The organism is Paenibacillus paridis, from assembly GCF_006345825.1.
GTDB lineage: Bacteria > Bacillota > Bacilli > Paenibacillales > Paenibacillaceae > Pristimantibacillus > Pristimantibacillus paridis.
Genome location: NZ_VCIX01000087.1, coordinates 19821 through 36720, shown reverse-complemented (window position 1 = coordinate 36720; position 16900 = coordinate 19821). Strand labels below are relative to the sequence as shown.

The window sequence follows — 16900 nt, the reverse complement described above, 5'->3', positions numbered from 1 at the left end:
GCAGTGAAGGAAGGGCCAATAGGATGATTGGAAGGTATTTAGGAGATGGATTTCTTCATCCGGTACTCCTTCGGCGTGCTGCCGACCTTGCCTTTGAATAGCCGGAAAAAGTAGCTTTGATTGGCATAGCCGCATTTGTCCATAATTTCTGATATCGTATAGTTGTCCTGTTCAAGCAGCAGCTGAGCATGATTCAGGCGAACCTCGTTAATGTATTCGGTAATGGACATGTGATAGTTTTCTTTAAATAGCTTGCCAATGTAAGCCGACGACAGCTTTACGCTTGTGGCGATGGATTGCTGGCTTAAATTCATATCCGGAAACTTCTGCTCAATAAGCTCTTTGACTGTTTCCAGCATCATTTCGTTGCGTTCCATGTTGGCTGGCCGTTGTCCCTCGCAAATTTTGGCGCACACCGACAGGAGAGAGAGGTACATCTCCTCTAAGGTTTCTTTTTCCTGCGTAATTTGATGAATGTAATCCATATCATCGGAGAAGGAGATGATCCGGTTCTCATGAATATCGGCTGCCGTGTTTTTGATTACCCATGCCAGATTGGAAACCGCGCGGATAATGTCCTCATAATGGAATCCGGCGAACAGGGAGAAGGCTTTCTCCAGCTCGTTTCCGGCATTGGTCAACTGCCCTTTCTTAAGCGCCTCCGTCAGCTTCTTCTCGATGGCGTCAGGCAGGGACATTTGCTTGCTGGCGAGATTTTCTTTAATATCCTCCGACGCAATGATGGTTTTATGGCCTTTCACAATGACGTATTGGCTCAGGCGCAGCGCCTGCGAATAAGCCGTTGAAAGAAACGGGTACTGGGAAATGATATCGCTTATGCCACAGGACAAGGAGATGCCGTAATAGCGCTCAATCGTATCCTGAACCTCCCGAAGCAGCGGTGTCACTTGGGCAAATGGCGAAGGGGTCTCCTGCGCGCTTTGCGAGAGGATGAGCACGACATGGTCACCGCGCACCTCAACGGCTTCGCAAGGATAATGGCGGCCCATTACCTCGCCCGCAATATTGACGATTGCGAAATTGTACAGTTTTTTGGATGTGCCTGTAATGCTGCTGTCGTAGGCCGCAAAGTTATCGATTCTCATGACACAAACGAGCAACTGGTCCTTCACAGAAATGTTGAGCTCATGCTTCTCGATTAAATGCTGCATATCATGGTGCGAGAACAGCTGGCTGTCGGTTAGAAATCTGCGAATATAGTATTGGCTGACGATATGCTCGGAGCTAATCTCGCTAAGCTTCTCGGATAGCTTCATAAAATTGTCGCTCATCAGGCTAAGCTCATCGAAGGAAGCAGAGCCATCCTGCTTCTCGTCGGGAAGATGAGGCTTGATTCGCTTGATCATATTTTCGATAGGGTGGTAAAGCTTGTAGGATAGCCATACCGACATGCCTACCGCAAGCAGCAGGAAAAGGCCGGAGAGGAGCAGCGACTGGTTGCGTGCTTTCGTTACTTGCTCCATAAGCTTGCTATAGGACTGGATATATAGAATGGTCCAAGCGCCGATCCCGTCTTCCATATACGTGAGCATTTCCTTCTCTCCCGAAAGATCGCCGATGACAAAACCGGACATGCGGCTGCCGCTGGATTTATCCTCTTGAACGAGCTCTTTGATATGCGCTTGGTCCTGATCGGACATGAAGCTGGCAAGCGGATCAGAAGTCAGCAGCTGGCCGTCTTGCGTCTGGATGTAAATGTCGCCTTGATCGCGGTTGCTGGCGACGTTCATTTTTTTGAGGCTGTCGAACACCCAATCGGACTTGATAAACAAAATGATAGCAGACTGGATGTTTGAGAACGGTTTCAAAGAATCTGTAACGATGAACGCGAACGTATCGATACGCCCGTCGCTCTGCTCCAAGCTCATCGGGATGAGCCGGTTGGTAGGTTGAGGATGGCTCGGGTCCAGAAGCGCTCGCCTAATCTTCTCCTTCGTTACGCCATCGTCTAGAAGAAAGTTGCTGCTCGAGCCGTACAGCTCGGATTGCGCTTGATTATATATGACCATCGAATGGAGGAAAGAGGAGCTCTCCATAATATTGGACATTTGGCGATGGCCGCGGATAAGGTCCATCTTGGGCAAAGTTTCGTTAAACATGAGCGGGATCAGAAAATGATCACGGTATGCAAAATTGGATAGACGGGAAATGATTTCATTCATATAGGTGAGATTATATTGAATTTGGGAGAGAACCTTTAAATTGGACTCCTCTTGAATGCTCTTTACCGTTTTCTCCAGCACATACGTATTGGATACGGAGGACGCGACAAGCACGATGACCATCGTTGCCGTGATGGAGAACATGACTCGCTGCAAATATTTTTTGGATTTGTAAAATCCGAATACTTTCATCCGATCCAAGCCCCCCGGTGTACGATCTGTTTATTTTGGACCGATCTTTGAGAAATCAATGCTGCTCCAGCCTAAGCGGTAAGCGGGCGACTCAGGCCTCAGCCTGTAATCTGCCATCTCGGCATCGATGAATAATGGATCTGAAAATACGGTGTTTTTATCGTATTTTCCATTCGAAATCGACCGCCACTCTTGGAATCCGTATTCCTTTCTCCCAAGTGGGTCATCCCCTCGATCGGGCAGTGGCAAGCAGCCGCCGATGAGGCAGGGTTTGCCGTTTCGAAAGTATAGATTACGGTCAGCGGCGGCGAAGCGCTCTTCGCTGTAATTGACGAAATAATAAAGATATCCTGAATTATAAATGATATTGCCGGCAATTTCGATATGTTTGTTTTCCTCGTCCGCCATCTCTTGGGAGCCGATGGCGGCAATGGCGTCAGGATTGGATACAAGCAAATTATTGCTGATCCGGTTGCCGATTCCTTTGGCGAAAATAAGCATCCACAGCTTGCCGCTGCCGCTGCTGTAAAGCCTGGTGATGATGTTATTGGTGACGGTGAAGTCATCGGCAGCGTCGTCCAAATAGATGCCAAAGCCGAAGGAGAAATGAATGCCGCTATCATGCAAATAATTGCTGTCTATTACGTTGCCTCTGCCAACGCCCCATGCCTCGATCAGCCCTCCGTCCTGGCTGTCCGTCATCACGCGTGAAATATCGTTATAGGCGATAAGGTTGTTGCGGCTGTGCAGAAATGCCCAGTGATTGTCCCAGGTGACGTCGATGCCATACAGCTTGGAAGGCATTGTTTTGTGCCGCAGCCCTTTCATGGAAATTCCGTATCGAGGCAGATCGGCGATAAGATTGTTTGTAATTTGGTTATTGCCGCTTTGATAGAGCAAAATGCCGCAGCCATGCCCAACTAGCTCGCCGCCTTGCTGGATATGGTTATTGGCAATGCGGTTATGGCTGTTGGTGTAAGAAGCTTCAGGGTACTCGAAGGGACCAGCACCCGGGGCAAAGCCATTTAAGCTGATACCGATATAGCCGAATTGGTTAATATCATTTCCTTCGATTGCGATGGATTTGGCGTAATGATCCAGAAAGATCGCACAGCTGCCCGCAAAGCCGATCTGGCAGGATTCAATCTGAATATCTTCCGCATGATTGATATAAATAAGCCCCTCACGGTGCTCCGTTTGCTCCACATTATCGTCCATCATCCGGTATTCCGGGAAGAAGTCGGTGCAGGCAAGCGTAAGGCGGGAGAAGGATAGCGACCTTACCGTTTGCTCTGGAGACCGGCCGTTGATATCCAGCAGCCTTGTCACCATGGGGGCAATGACGGTTTGTTTATTCGGGTCTGCGTGATCGTTCGCGGGCCAATAATATAAAGTGCTCTCCCCCTGATCAAAATAATATTGCCCAGGCGACTGAAGAAAGCTTAAATGGCCCTGGATATAATAGCGTGAGCCCGCGCCAATCGGCCAAGTGGAAGAGGACTCAAACTGGGCAAAGCGTTCGGTTCGGTTCACGGCCGCGACGGATTTTAGTTCGGAGAACCAATTCCACTCTCCCTCTCCCGGCCATACGAATACCTGTGTTCCCGACAGGTCCTGTTCAAGCGGCATATCCTTCTCGCGCATGAACAGTCCTTGCCGCGCTTCTTGCTCATTAGAAGCGGTGCTGGAGAGGTCCGTCTCGTAATAGCCGGACGCGGGCAGGCGTGCTTGCTTAACTCTTGCTCCCTCTGCATAAAGCGTATGAAAAGTTAGGCCGCTATCCAATTTGGCTGCCCAAATATTGCCTTTAAATACGGTCCATCCCGTTATTTTTTTGCCGCCGGCAATGACGGCTTCTTCGCCAGGAAAAGCGCTGTAACGGACCCAAAAGCCATCCTTCCCGCCATCCCTGTCATCAAAGCGCAGAGCAGCCTCTTGCTCATAAAGGCCTCCGCGAATATACACGTTAACGTTATGGTCCATCCCATGCTCAATGTACTCCCGAACATGCTCCCGTGCTCTGCCGATTGTGCGGAAGGGGGCGTTCGTGCTCCCGCTCTGTTTGTCGTTCCCGTCCATGGCTACGTAAAAGTTCCGATCCATCGTTAAAGACCTCCCTCTATCTACTGTACAATTTAGTTATAAAACCATTGATGCAAAGGATGCAAGGGCTTTCAAATAAAGTACACTTAATCGTTATTTTCACAGTAGACTGCTCTTGGCTGCCATGTTAACTTTACCTTCGATCCATCGTTTTCCAACGATAAAGAAGAAAGCTAAAGCTAACATAAGGAGGCGGAAGGCATGTCGGCATCAGGCAGAAGCAGGGACAATTTTGATCAGGGATGGTTATTTCATAAAGGGGATATTCCGATTCCCTACGCGGTAAAGGGCGGAATGACCGGCGGGCTGACAGACTGCGCGCAGCGAGAGGAAGGGGAATGGCTCAACATTGCCTATGTAGACAAAGAGGCACAGCAGGTGCAAGACGGCTGGAGCCCCGTTCGGCTGCCGCATGACTGGTGCCTCGATGAGCAATACGTCAATGATCCCGAGCTGGGCTCCCGGGCAGGCAGCCATGGCTATTTGCCTACGGGCATCGGCTTTTACCGCAAGCGGTTTGCTATGCCCGCAGGGGAGCTTGGAAGAACGATTGCCTTGCAGTTTGACGGTGTAACGGGAAGAAGCACGGTTTGGGTGAACGGGCATTTAATCGGGGAACGCTTTGGCGGTTATACAAGCTTCTCCTATGATATTTCTGATGTTCTCCGTTATGGAACGGAGGGTGAAAATGTCATTCTCGTTAAAGTAGACGCTACTGATTTTGAGGGCTGGTGGTACGAAGGGAGCGGGATCTATCGGCATGTCTGGCTGCAATCGACGAATTCGCTGCAGGTTGCGGATTCGGGCACCTTTATTGCCGCATCAAATCTCTCAGATGAACAGGCAACCCTCCGAATCGAGACTCGAATCAGCAATAAAGAAGAGCTAGAGCGGCCATTTGAATTGCGGACCTTTATCAAGAAAAGCGAGAGCGGATGCGAGATTGGCGCGCTTGTTATGCAATCAAAGGTAGTCGATATCGGGGAGAAGGTGATCGAGCAGGAGCTGATTGTAGAGACTCCGAGACTTTGGTCGCCCGAGCAGCCTTTCTTGTATATCGCGATATCGGAAGTGTATGAAAATAATCAATTATTAGATCGTTATGAAACGACCTTTGGCATTCGCAGCCTGTTATTTGATGCGGATCGGGGATTTGTGCTAAACGGCAGCCCGTATCCGATTAAAGGCACCAGCAACCATCAGGATTTTGCCGGTGTAGGCGTGGCGATGCCGGATGCGCTTATCGCCTACAAGCTGAAGCTGCTGAAGGAAATGGGCTGCAATGCTTACCGCAGCGCCCATCATCCTCCATCGCCAGCGCTTCTGGACCTATGCGACAGAATGGGCATGCTTGTGATGAACGAGAACAGGAAGCTCGACAGCAGTCCAAGAGGACTGGAGGAGCTAAGCCGCATGGTCATTCGCGACCGCAATCATCCGTCGGTTATTCTGTGGAGCCTGGAGAACGAGGAGGTGCTTGAAGGGACCGTCATGGGGGCGCGCATTTTGAAAACGATGTCAAAGCTGACAAGGAAGCTCGACCCGACCCGGCCCACGATGGCGGCCATGAACCATGGCTGGAGCAGCGGCGGATATGCCGAGGCTGTCGATATTGTAGGCTACAACTACGGGCATCGGGGGGCAGACCTTGATGGGCGCAGCAAAAATCCGGACCGGCTCATCATTGGAAGTGAATCGGCGAGCTTTACGACGACAAGGGGCATTTATGAGGATGATCCGGTTAAGGGCTACTGCTCCGCTTACGGAACGAGCATCCCTTCATGGGGCTGCAGCCCGGAGAGGTCATGGTCGGATGTCATTCAGCATCCGTTCCTGACCGGCGTTTTCCTGTGGACGGGTTTTGATTATCGGGGAGAGCCGACGCCTTATGAGTGGCCTTGCATCGGCTCGCATTTTGGGATGATGGATTCATGCGGTTTTCCGAAGGACGTCTATTATTTCATGAGAGCATTGTGGCGAGACGAGCCGCTTGTTCATTTGCTGCCGCATTGGAATTGGCCAGGGCGGGAAGGAGAACCTATCCGTGTCATGGTTTATACCAACTGCGATACGATTGAGCTGATTTTGAACGGACGCTCGCTGGGCCAGCGGAAAGTTCAGCCCATGTCCAGTCTCGAATGGCAAGTCCCCTATGAGCCAGGTGAGCTTAAAGCCATTGGGCGCAATCAGGGCGAGGTGACAGCCGAGACGAAAAGAATAACGTCCGGGAAGCCTCATGCCATTTTTCTGGAAGCAGACCGGTTGTCGATTGCGGCAGACGGGGCGGACATTGCTGCTATCCGGGTGAGCATCGTAGACATGCGAGGGTATGTTGTGCCTTATGCGGATACGGAAGTGAGCTTTTGCGTTGAAGGCGCGGGCCTGCTGCTTGGAGTAGGAAACGGCAATCCGAGCAGCCATGAATCGGATCGGGCGAGCAGCCGCAGAGCGTTCAACGGGCATGCGCTTGCCTTAGTGCAAGCAGGATCGGAGGGAGGCGGCATTACCGTTAAAGCGGCAGCGGCCGGATTGCTGCCAGCGGTTTTAACAATGGAAGCCCACCCTGCAGCTGGTGCTTTCATGGAAGAAGCTGCCCTGCTTGGGGAGGGAGAGGAACGTTATGTCTAGGTCGACTTTTCCGCTCGGAGCAGCAGGCATAGAACTTGGTGCTTATATTACCAGATACAATCAAGCCGATCCCATCCAGAGCTGTGAAGTAAGCTGGGACGGAATGAGCGGTCATGCCAGCACGGCAGAAGGCGCGCAGTGGTCTGTCCGAGTCACCAAATCAGGAGAAATTGATGCCAAGGAGGGGCAGCTGCTCGCTGCTGAGTTCTATTCTGTGGGAGTATCAGAGCAGTCAACAGTTAATCTGTCCTTTCAGGTCAGCGATTGGTCTGTTCAACATTATGTGCTCGTCCCCGGAGCCGTCTATGCTGGCAATCGGTTCGGCGTTAGAGAGCTTTCCTACGCCCCCTGCTGGACGAGGCTTAGTGATCATGGAGCGGATGTGCCGACGCTCATCACCGACGTTCCGCGTCTTTCGATCGATGAGGGAGCTCCTTCCGCCTTCCATCTGCTGACTGGCGATGCGGCTACACCCGCTATCGGCTTTGTGGATGAGAAGAACGCGATCGGCTGGCTATTCGTCACGGAGCAAGGGACAGCTCTTGGCGATACGTCAATGCATCTGGAGGAGAACGGGGACCGAAGCACGGCACGAATCTCCTTCCAGGCGCCTGGTGTCAGACCAGCCCTGAAATATGAAATGGCAACGACCAAGGTGCCAAGCACAGACAAGAGCTATGATTTTAAGCCGGGAGATTCAGTGGTTTTGACCTGCCGCGTCTATCGGTTTCCTTGCGAAAGCGTGCTGGCGCTATTTGAGAAATTTGCCGAGGTGCGGCGCCAAGGCCAGAAAGCGGTCAGCTTGGCACCGAGCTTGCCATTCTCCGCAGCTTGGGACATTCAAGAGAAAAAGTATAACGAGCTGAATTGGAATGCTCCACTGGGGTACTATGCGGTTGGAACGATAGATATGAAGCATCAGGATTGGCAAGTGGGCTGGGTCGGAGGCGGAATGTCCAGTCTGGCTCTGCTGCAGGAAGGCACGGAGCTGTCGGTTAGCCGCTCGCTAGATACTCTCCGCTTTATGTTCGGAAGCCAGACGCCGTCGGGTTTCTTCCATGGCGTATGCTACAACGGGCAATGGTTTGGAGATGAATTCAACGATGCCCCAGACCGTCCCTATCCCGAGCAATGGCATATTGTTCGCAAGAGTGCTGACGCCTTGTATTTTATTTTGAAGCATTTTATCGCTTTGGAGCAGGGGAATCCCGCATTCGTCATTCCAGAGCCATGGCTGGAGGGCACGAGAAAGCTTGCAGACGCCTTCGTCAGGCTATGGCGGAAATATGGGCAATTCGGCCAATGGGTGCACAACGAAACGGGAGATATTTTAATTGGCAATTCAGCGGGGGCAGCGATGGCGCCTGCCGGTCTTGCCCTTTGCGGGCAGTATTTCGCAGATCCAGCGTATTCTGATATCGCCGAGGCTTCTGCTCTATATTATTATAATCACTTCACTGCGATCGGCGTAACGACAGGCGGGCCAGGCGAGATCCTGCAATGTCCGGACAGCGAGTCGGCATTTGCCTTGCTGGAATCCTACATGGTGCTGTATGAGACAAGCGGCAATCGTGCATGGATCAAGCGGGCGGAAGAGGCGGCGCTGCAAGCGATGAGCTGGTGCGTCTCCTACGATTTTCGCTTCCCGGCAGGCTCGACCTTTGAGCGGCTGGGCATCCGCACAAGCGGCTCGGTTATTGCCAATGTCCAAAACAAACACAGCGCGCCAGGCATTTGCACGTTGTCCGGCGATTCCTTATTAAAGTTGTACCGTGCCACGGGCAAGGAGATCTATTTGGAGCTCTTGCGTGAAATCGCAGGCCATCTGCCGCAATATTTATCTCGCGAGGATCGCCCGGTTAAAGGCTGGGACGGCTATGATATGCCACCGGGGTATATGAGCGAGCGGGTCAATATGAGCGATTGGGAAGGCAAAGCTTACGTAGGCGAGGTCATCCCCTACTCCTGCTGGTGCGAGGTTTCGCTTATGCTGACCTATGCCGAGCTTCCTGGCATTTATGTAAATAAAACGAGTGGACGCGTGACGGCCATCGATCAAGTCGAGTGCCGCGTAGAGTCCGCTGCGGACGGTAGGCGAATGCTCTCCATTAGCAACCCCGGCATTTTCCCGGCGAGCGTCAAGCTGTTGATGGAAGATCAAAGCGAGGCAGAGCTTCCGCTGGGGTCGTGTGCATCATCGAGCTGGCAGCGGATAGCGATTGCTGCCGGCGAGACGGTTTATGTCATTTTATAAAACCAATGGTTAAAGGAAGTGGAACGGCTGCTTTGCCTCAGATGACGGCAGCAGCCGTTTTGCATAAGCAGGCGAGCGTAAGCCTTTACGGTTATTCGAAAAATGTACAGCTGGACTATACATGAATTGCCGGATTGTACACTTTGTTTTTGCAGTTTGACCCGTCATGCTCTAGTTAGCTGCCAGACAACAGCTTCAGGTCGGTCCAAAGGTACCTTATGGTGAAAGGAGGATAGGGGGCATCTAAGGGAAAGAAGCCTGCAAAGCGCGTACCAGCATTCCAGCTCAGACGCAGCCATTCAGAAGAAATGAATGCAAGAGAGACAAGGGAGGATTATAAATGATATCAGGGAAAAAATTAAACAAAAAGGTCATATGCTTAGTCTGCTCCGCGGCTTTGCTGCTGCCGGCTCTGCCCATGCCTGCCGTGTTTGCGTCCGTCATTAATGTAATCGCTTTCGGTGCGGATGGTACAGATGGACATGATGATTTAGCCGGCATTCAAGCTGCCATAGACAGCGCTTCAGCGGGAGAAACCGTCTATATCCCTGCGGGAACGTATTTCGTGTCCGACTCCATCGAAAGCAAATCAGATGTTAAACTTGCGGGGGAGAGCCGAGATACAACGATTATAAAATATACAGGCGACTCGGTGGGTTACCTCCTATCGCTTAATGGCAGGAGCCGGGTTGAAGTGTCCCAGATCACGCTTGACGGAAACGGCAATGCGAACGCGGATGGCGGCATTACGGCTGACGATACGCTCGCCGCAGGTAGCGGCGGCCATCAGCTGCATCATAACCGGATTATTAATATGACAAGGGAAGAAGGATTCGGTCCGTTCGGCATTCTCGTTGCACATACGGACAATGTGGTCATTACGGATAATGAATTTTCGAATATGGGTCTCAACTCGACATGGGGAGCTGGCATGCGGGTCGGCTATGATTCGAATTATCCGGTCATCCTTCGCAATACCATTGCGGATACGGGACGCGGGGGCATTTTTCTCAATGATGGGGTTGAGGGTGCAGTCGTTCGTCATAACATTGTAACCGGATCGGGCCATAAGGAACACGGCCTCTCCATTGAGCTTCATACGAATGTCAATCATTCGCTCGTTGAGGATAATCAGGTTGATCATTGGCTGAGCGTCGTACGCTCAGAGTATAACGCGATTCGCCGCAATACTATTCAAACCTCTGGTGATACGGTTAAAGGGATGGGCCTCGAAATTATGTCCAACCATTCCGTAACATCCGATAATTTGGTGGATGGCGGCCAGCAGGTTGGCATGCAGCAATCGCCGGGCACCGGATATCAATATTGGGGCTACAACACGATTCAAAATCTGGTGATGTGGGGGATGCAGCTGCAGGGCGAAGGTACGGGAGAGATCGAGCAAAATCAATATTTTTACAAAAATATTTTCCAGCAGACGCAAACCGGCCATCCTTCCGTTGCCTACCCGGGCTATGACGGCTACGGCTTGCGCATCCATGGGAGTTCCCGGAACATTACGTTCGACAGCAATGTGATTCGCGATAACGGCGGCAAAGCGATAGATATTACGGGAGCCGCAGGCGTAGACCGGATCAGCTTTATTAATAATATAATTACCGGAAATGCAGGCCCGACGATTGAAACCTATCCGGATGCAGCTGTAGATCTGGAATGGTCGGGCAATACGGTTAGCGGGAACGGAACGGACACGCAGCTTGAATCGCGCGGCTTCGCCGATCCGAAACCGACGGCTGAATTCGAAGCGCCACTAGTGGCAGAAGCGGGACAGCCGGTACATTTTAGCAATGGATCAAACGGTAACGGAGGAACCATCGTCGAAAACTTATGGGACTTTGGAGACGGCCTGCCTTCGACCGAGATCAATCCCTCCTATACGTACAGCGAGCCGGGCGACTACCGCGTTACGCTAGTCGTGTGGAGTGATTTAGGGAGAGCGAGCTTGAAGGAGCAGACCATCCGGGTACAAGGCGCCGATGCTGAAGCGCCGAGCGCGCCAAGCGGTCTTACCGTCACATCGAAGTCGGAAACGAGCGTCGGTCTGTCTTGGACGGCCGCCACTGACAATGTTGGCGTAGCCGGTTATGAGGTGTATGAAGGTACACGGTTGGCGGGAACAGCTTCCGGCGAAACGGCTTACCTAGTAATCGGTTTGAATCCGGGTACGGCCTATAGCTTTACGGTGGTGGCTAAGGACGCAGCTGGCCACGTATCTGCTCCAAGCATTGCGCTTAAAGTAACGACAAACAGCTCAATCCCGACAACGCCAAGCGGACCAAGCGCTACAAGTGTTCCAGGTTCATCCACAGCAGGCGAACAAACGATTACACGTGAGGAACTCGTCCAGCCGGGCAGCGGCGACAAGGTGGTCATTGCGGTTAAGGGCGGAGTTAACAAAATCAGTCTGCCTGCGGATGCGGGAGAGGCACTCACCGACCGACAGCTTGAGCTGAAATGGGACGCGATCGCGGTAACGATTCCGTCAGCAACGCTTAAGCAGCTGGCAGAGCTTACCGATCAAGCGGGCGTCAAGGGCGGCAGCATCGTGCTGAATGTCCAAATTCTCACGGCTTCGGAAGAGGAAGCATTGTTGGCAAAAGCGGAAGAGACGGATTCTCTCTCTATTAAAGCTCTCGGTTTCGTTTATGACTTTACGCTATCGCTTCGCAAAGCGGACGGACAGCTGCTCTCGCTTCCGGCATTCATAAGTCCAATTGGTCTACGTGTGAAGGCAGAAGCTGCAGGAAACCAAAGCACGGCTGGCATTTACGAGATTGCAGATAACGGAAAGCTTACTTATGCGGGAGGGGCAGCGGCAAATGGGGAAGTAAGCGGAGTTGCCTACCATTTCAGCAAATACGCTGCGCTTGAGGTTAGCCGAACGTTTCAGGATGTCCCTAAAACGCACTGGGCATATGCTACGATCAGTGAACTGGCTTCCAAGCTGATCGTTCAAGGAACTAGCCCTGCGGCATTTGAGCCAAAGCGGGAAGTGACGCGGGCCGAATTCATCGTTATGCTTATGCATGCTTTGGGTGCTGGAGGGCCGGAAGCCGAAGCAGTGAAGCTGCCGGAGTTCTCCGACCGGAACTTGATTGGCTTATGGGCGGAGCAAGCGGTTGCGCAAGCCGCGCAAGCTGGTTTAATCAGCGGTTACGGGGACGGCAGCTTCCGGCCTCAAGCAACGATCAGCCGGGCGGAAATGGCTGTCATTATCGCCAAAGCGCGCGGAACTGCTGATACAGAGGACGGAGCGCCGACGTTCACGGATAGTTCCGCGATTCCGGAATGGGCACGGCAATCGGCAGCCGCATTAGCGCAGCAAGGCATTCTTAAAGGACGGGCTGGCGGCGAATTTGATCCGCAGGCTTCGTTAACGCGAGCAGAAGCGGCGATGGTTATCGCAGCGATTGTAAATGCCGTGAACTAGAAAATGGAGCAATCCCGTTCCAGCGGCTTGGGGCGGGACTCCTTGGTAATCATTGTAAGCGGTGGTGGTTGAGTGTATTGCCGGCCAATCGGCATGAACCTTTATTGCAGTAATCCGTAAAAAATATAGCCGGTGAATGCAGGCTTTGGCTTATTGTACAGTTTCAATTGATCATGCTATTTGTCATGATGAGAGAGCAGAGATGCAGGAGTGATTCCTTGCTGTGCCTATGAAAGCGAGAGGGGATGATGGATGCGATTAAACGGCTTGTTCGGAATTGAATCGCAAATTATAGCATAAAGGAGAGGATGTTCGATCATGAAGATGAAATCCTTGAAGGCCAAGCTGTTTAGCGTAACCTTGTCCATGGCTTTACTGCTGCCAGCTATTCCGCTGCCAGGAGCATTTGCTGCGAGTATTAATGTAACCGCTTACGGGGCGAGCGGTTCCGACGGAGCGGATGACAAAGCAGCGTTTCAGAGCGCAATCAATGCGGCTGTTTCCGGAGATACGGTATATATCCCGGCTGGTACTTATTATTTAAGCGGAGCGGTTACCGGCAAGTCAGGCGTCAGCATCAAAGGCGAAAGCCGCGATACAACGATCATTAAATCTACCTCCACCGGGCAGGAGCGAATGTTCAGCTTCTATAATCTATCGAATGTGGAAATTTCCGATCTAACGCTCGATGGGAACAGCAACAGCTCGATTCTCTCGGCTGTCGTATCGGAAGGCGGCAGCAATAACAAAATGCGCCATTTGCGTGTCAAGGATTTTACCGCTTCCGCAGGCTTTGGACCATTTGCGCTATACGCAATCGGTTCGCCGAATATCGAGGTTAGCGACAATATCATTACGAACATCGGCGTTAACTCCGCCTGGGGCGGCGCGGTGCGGACAGGCTGGGGCTCGGATGGCGCGAAAATTTTGAACAATACCATTCATGATACGGGCCGGGGCGGTATTTTCGCCAATGATGGCTGCCGATATGTGGAGGTAAGGGGCAACAACATTACCGGTACGGGCCATCATACGGAAGGGCTTGGCATCGAGCTCCATACGGACTGTGATTATTCGTTAATCGAAGACAACTATGTTGATCACTGGATTAGCGCGGTCAGATCGAAGTATATTGCCGTCCGCAATAACGTTGTTAAGGCGACGGATGGATCGGTCGGATATATGGGACTTGAAGTAATGGTGGAGCATGGCGTAACGACGGGCAACCTCGTCGATGGAGGCCAGCAGGTCGGGATGCAGCAATCGCCCGGAACCGGCTATCAGTATTGGGGCTACAATACGATTCAAAATATGGTGATGTGGGGCATGCAGCTGCAAGGCGAGGGCACGGGCCAAACGGAGCAGTATCAATATTTTTACAAAAACACGTTCAAGGACGGGCCGCGCGACAATCCGCAGGCAGCCTATGCCGGGTATGGAGGAAATGCGATTCGCATTCATGGCAACTCGCAAAATCTGACCTTCGACAGCAACCAGATTATTAACAATGGCCGCAAAGGCATTGAGATTACGACCGCTTCGGGCGTCGACCGTCTTAGCTTCATTAATAATACGATTACAGGAAACACGGGCGAGTCGATTGACCAGTATCCTGCGAGTGCCGCCAATCTAGAATGGAGCGGCAATACGGTCAGCGGCAACGGTACGAATACGCAGTTAACCAGTCGCGGCTTTTCGAATCCGAAGCCAGTGGCGAACTTCAGCGCGCCGCTTACCGTTCAATTGGGCTCATCCGTGACGTTTACGAACTCTTCAACGGATAACGGCACGATTGCCGAAAATTTATGGGATTTCGGTGAAGGCGTACCAAGCACGGCGGTAAGCCCGACCTATACGTATCAGAAGGCGGGCACTTTCCGCGTCACGCTCGTCGTATGGGACAACGAAGGAAGAGCGGGCTTGAAGGAGCAGACTGTTACGGTTAATGCGGGCCCGCCGGATACGCAGGCGCCAGCGGCGCCAGCAAGTCTGGCTTCGCCTTCAAAGACCGACGTTTCGGTTAATCTGACCTGGTCGGCATCGACGGATAATGTTGGGGTCGTCGGCTACGAAATTTACCGCGGCGGAACGCTCATTGGCACGACCGCTGGCGCTAGCAGCACAGCGTTCAACGTGACCGGCTTGACGCCAAGCACGGCTTACAGCTTCACGGTGAAAGCGAAGGATGCCGCCGGTAATTTGTCCACAGCCAGCAATACGCTGAATGTGACGACGAACGCGCCGGATACGACGGCACCTACCGTACCCGCTAATCTGGCCTCTCCATCCCATACGGATGTGAGCGTCAGCTTGACTTGGTCGCCATCCACCGACAATTTGGCGGTCACCGGCTATGAAGTTTACCGCGGTGGCGTGCTTGCCGGAACGACAACGGGAGCAGCTTCAACAAGCTTTACGGTCACGGGCTTGACGCCAAGCACGGCGTACAGCTTTACGGTGAAAGCGAAGGATGCCGCGGGCAACTTGTCAGCCGCAAGCACGGTTGTTAGCGTGACAACGAATCCGCCAGCCGTTACCACCTATTTAAGCGATTTGACGTGGTCCTCGGCAACGACCGGATGGGGCAATGTGCAGAAGGATAAGAGCAACGAGCAGCGCACGATCACGCTGAACGGGACGACTTATGCGAAGGGAATCGGTACACATGCAAATTCGGAAATTTTCTATAATTTAAACGGCAATTATTATCGCTTCCAATCCGATGTTGGTGTGGATGACGAAGTGTTGGCCATCAATAACGGTACCGTGACGTTCGAGGTTTGGCTCGATGGCGTAAAAGCTTATGAGAGCGGTGTAATGAACGCCGATACAGCCACCAAGTCCATCGATCTAAACGTCACAGGCGTTAGCGTCCTTAAGCTTGTTGTCGGCGATGCGGGCGATGGCACCGGGTATGATCATGCCGATTGGGCGGGCGCAAGGTTATCCTCCTCCTCAGGCGGGAATCCGAATCCGGGCGATACCGTCGCGCCGAGCGCGCCTGCTAACTTGGCATCCCCAAGCAAAACGGCAACGAGCGTCAATTTGACCTGGAGCGCTTCCACCGATAATGTGGGCGTAACCGGGTACAACATTTATAACGGCAGCAATTTGGCAGGGACGACAACGGGGGCAAGCTCGACCTCGTATACGGTAACCGGCTTAACCGCGAGCACTGCCTATAGCTTCACCGTGAAGGCGAAGGATGCGGCCAACAATTTGTCGGCCGCGAGCGGAGTGCTAAGCGTGACGACGAATGCTGCTCCGGCAGATACGACTCCGCCAAGCGCGCCAGCCAATTTGGCATCGCCAAGCAAGACGGATACAAGCGTCAATCTTTCTTGGAGCGCTTCCACCGATAATGTAGGCGTGACGGGCTACAACATTTACAACGGTGCAAGTCTGGCCGGGTCGACTACCGGCTCAGCAGCTACTTCGTTTACTGTTTCAGGCCTGACAGCGAGTACAGCTTACAGCTTTACCGTCAAAGCTAAAGATGCGGCTAACAACTTATCCGCGGCAAGTACTGCGCTTAATGTTACAACGAATGCTGCTCCTGGCGGGGGAGGAACGGGCAATGGCCTGCTTGGCCAATATTATGCCGGTAACTTTGGCAGCCTGGAGATGGAGCGGGTAGATGCTACCATCGATTTCGATTGGGGCGGCGACCGTCCTACAGTGAACGTGCCTGGCGAATGGTTTACGATACGCTGGACAGGCAAAGTTCAACCGCAGTATACGGAAACCTACACGTTCTATACGCATACGGATGATGGCGTGCGCTTGTGGGTGAACGGCCAGCAGCTGATTACCCAGTGGCAATCGATGAACGGCGAGCTCAGCGCGACGATCTCGTTGACCGCGGGCGTGAAATACGACATTAAGATGGAATATTTGGAGAACGGCGGAAACGCGCATGCCCGCCTTTCTTGGTCAAGCGCTTCGCAAGCGAAGCAGATTGTACCGAATGAGCGGTTGTTTTTAAGCTAAAAATCATCAGGCAAGAGGAAAAGAGCGGAATGACTGGCGCTATAGGGCGCGGCATTCCGCTCTTTTTTCTATCCTTTGTAGAGGTGGCGTGAGGATAGT

Annotated in this window: 6 protein-coding genes; 4 read left to right on the top strand and 2 right to left on the bottom strand. The window is 52.4% G+C overall.

Features of this window, described 5'->3' with window-relative positions; all coding sequences use genetic code 11:
• Positions 1-38 precede the first annotated feature (38 nt).
• On the bottom strand, positions 39-2375 hold the full coding sequence (locus FJQ58_RS15695) for a helix-turn-helix domain-containing protein (protein WP_139995047.1): 2337 nt from the start codon (positions 2373-2375) through the stop codon (positions 39-41).
• 30 nt (positions 2376-2405) lie between these two features.
• On the bottom strand, positions 2406-4478 hold the full coding sequence (locus FJQ58_RS15690) for a right-handed parallel beta-helix repeat-containing protein (protein ID WP_139995045.1): 2073 nt from the start codon (positions 4476-4478) through the stop codon (positions 2406-2408).
• 201 nt (positions 4479-4679) lie between these two features.
• Here FJQ58_RS15690 and galA point away from each other — a divergent pair, with 201 nt between their 5' ends.
• From galA to FJQ58_RS32955, 4 genes are all read left to right on the top strand, one after another.
• Positions 4680-7106 (top strand): beta-galactosidase GalA, encoded by a 2427-nt coding sequence (gene galA / locus FJQ58_RS15685; protein WP_139995043.1) that lies wholly within the window; start codon positions 4680-4682, stop codon positions 7104-7106.
• Positions 7099-9360, top strand: a complete 2262-nt coding sequence (locus tag FJQ58_RS15680) for a YyaL domain-containing protein (protein ID WP_139995041.1) — start codon at positions 7099-7101, stop codon at positions 9358-9360. Before galA ends, FJQ58_RS15680 begins: the two co-directional genes overlap by 8 nt.
• A 340-nt stretch (positions 9361-9700) precedes the next feature.
• On the top strand, positions 9701-12811 hold the full coding sequence (locus FJQ58_RS15675) for an S-layer homology domain-containing protein (RefSeq protein WP_139995039.1): 3111 nt from the start codon (positions 9701-9703) through the stop codon (positions 12809-12811).
• Positions 12812-13129: 318 nt separating this feature from the next.
• Positions 13130-16801 carry an NPCBM/NEW2 domain-containing protein gene (locus FJQ58_RS32955; protein ID WP_238404084.1) on the top strand — a complete coding sequence of 1224 codons (3672 nt, stop codon included), beginning with the start codon at positions 13130-13132 and terminating at the stop codon, positions 16799-16801.
• The last annotated feature ends 99 nt before the right edge of the window (positions 16802-16900 follow it).

Bases quoted from the DNA above. Each gene is read 5' to 3' on its own strand.
- FJQ58_RS15695 (WP_139995047.1), bottom strand. From the start codon at position 2,375: ATGAAAGTATTCGGATTTTACAAATCCAAAAAATATTTGCAGCGAGTC.
- FJQ58_RS15690 (WP_139995045.1), bottom strand. From the start codon at position 4,478: ATGGATCGGAACTTTTACGTAGCCATGGACGGGAACGACAAACAGAGC.
- galA (WP_139995043.1), top strand. From the start codon at position 4,680: ATGTCGGCATCAGGCAGAAGCAGGGACAATTTTGATCAGGGATGGTTA.
- FJQ58_RS15680 (WP_139995041.1), top strand. From the start codon at position 7,099: ATGTCTAGGTCGACTTTTCCGCTCGGAGCAGCAGGCATAGAACTTGGT.
- FJQ58_RS15675 (WP_139995039.1), top strand. From the start codon at position 9,701: ATGATATCAGGGAAAAAATTAAACAAAAAGGTCATATGCTTAGTCTGC.
- FJQ58_RS32955 (WP_238404084.1), top strand. From the start codon at position 13,130: ATGAAGATGAAATCCTTGAAGGCCAAGCTGTTTAGCGTAACCTTGTCC.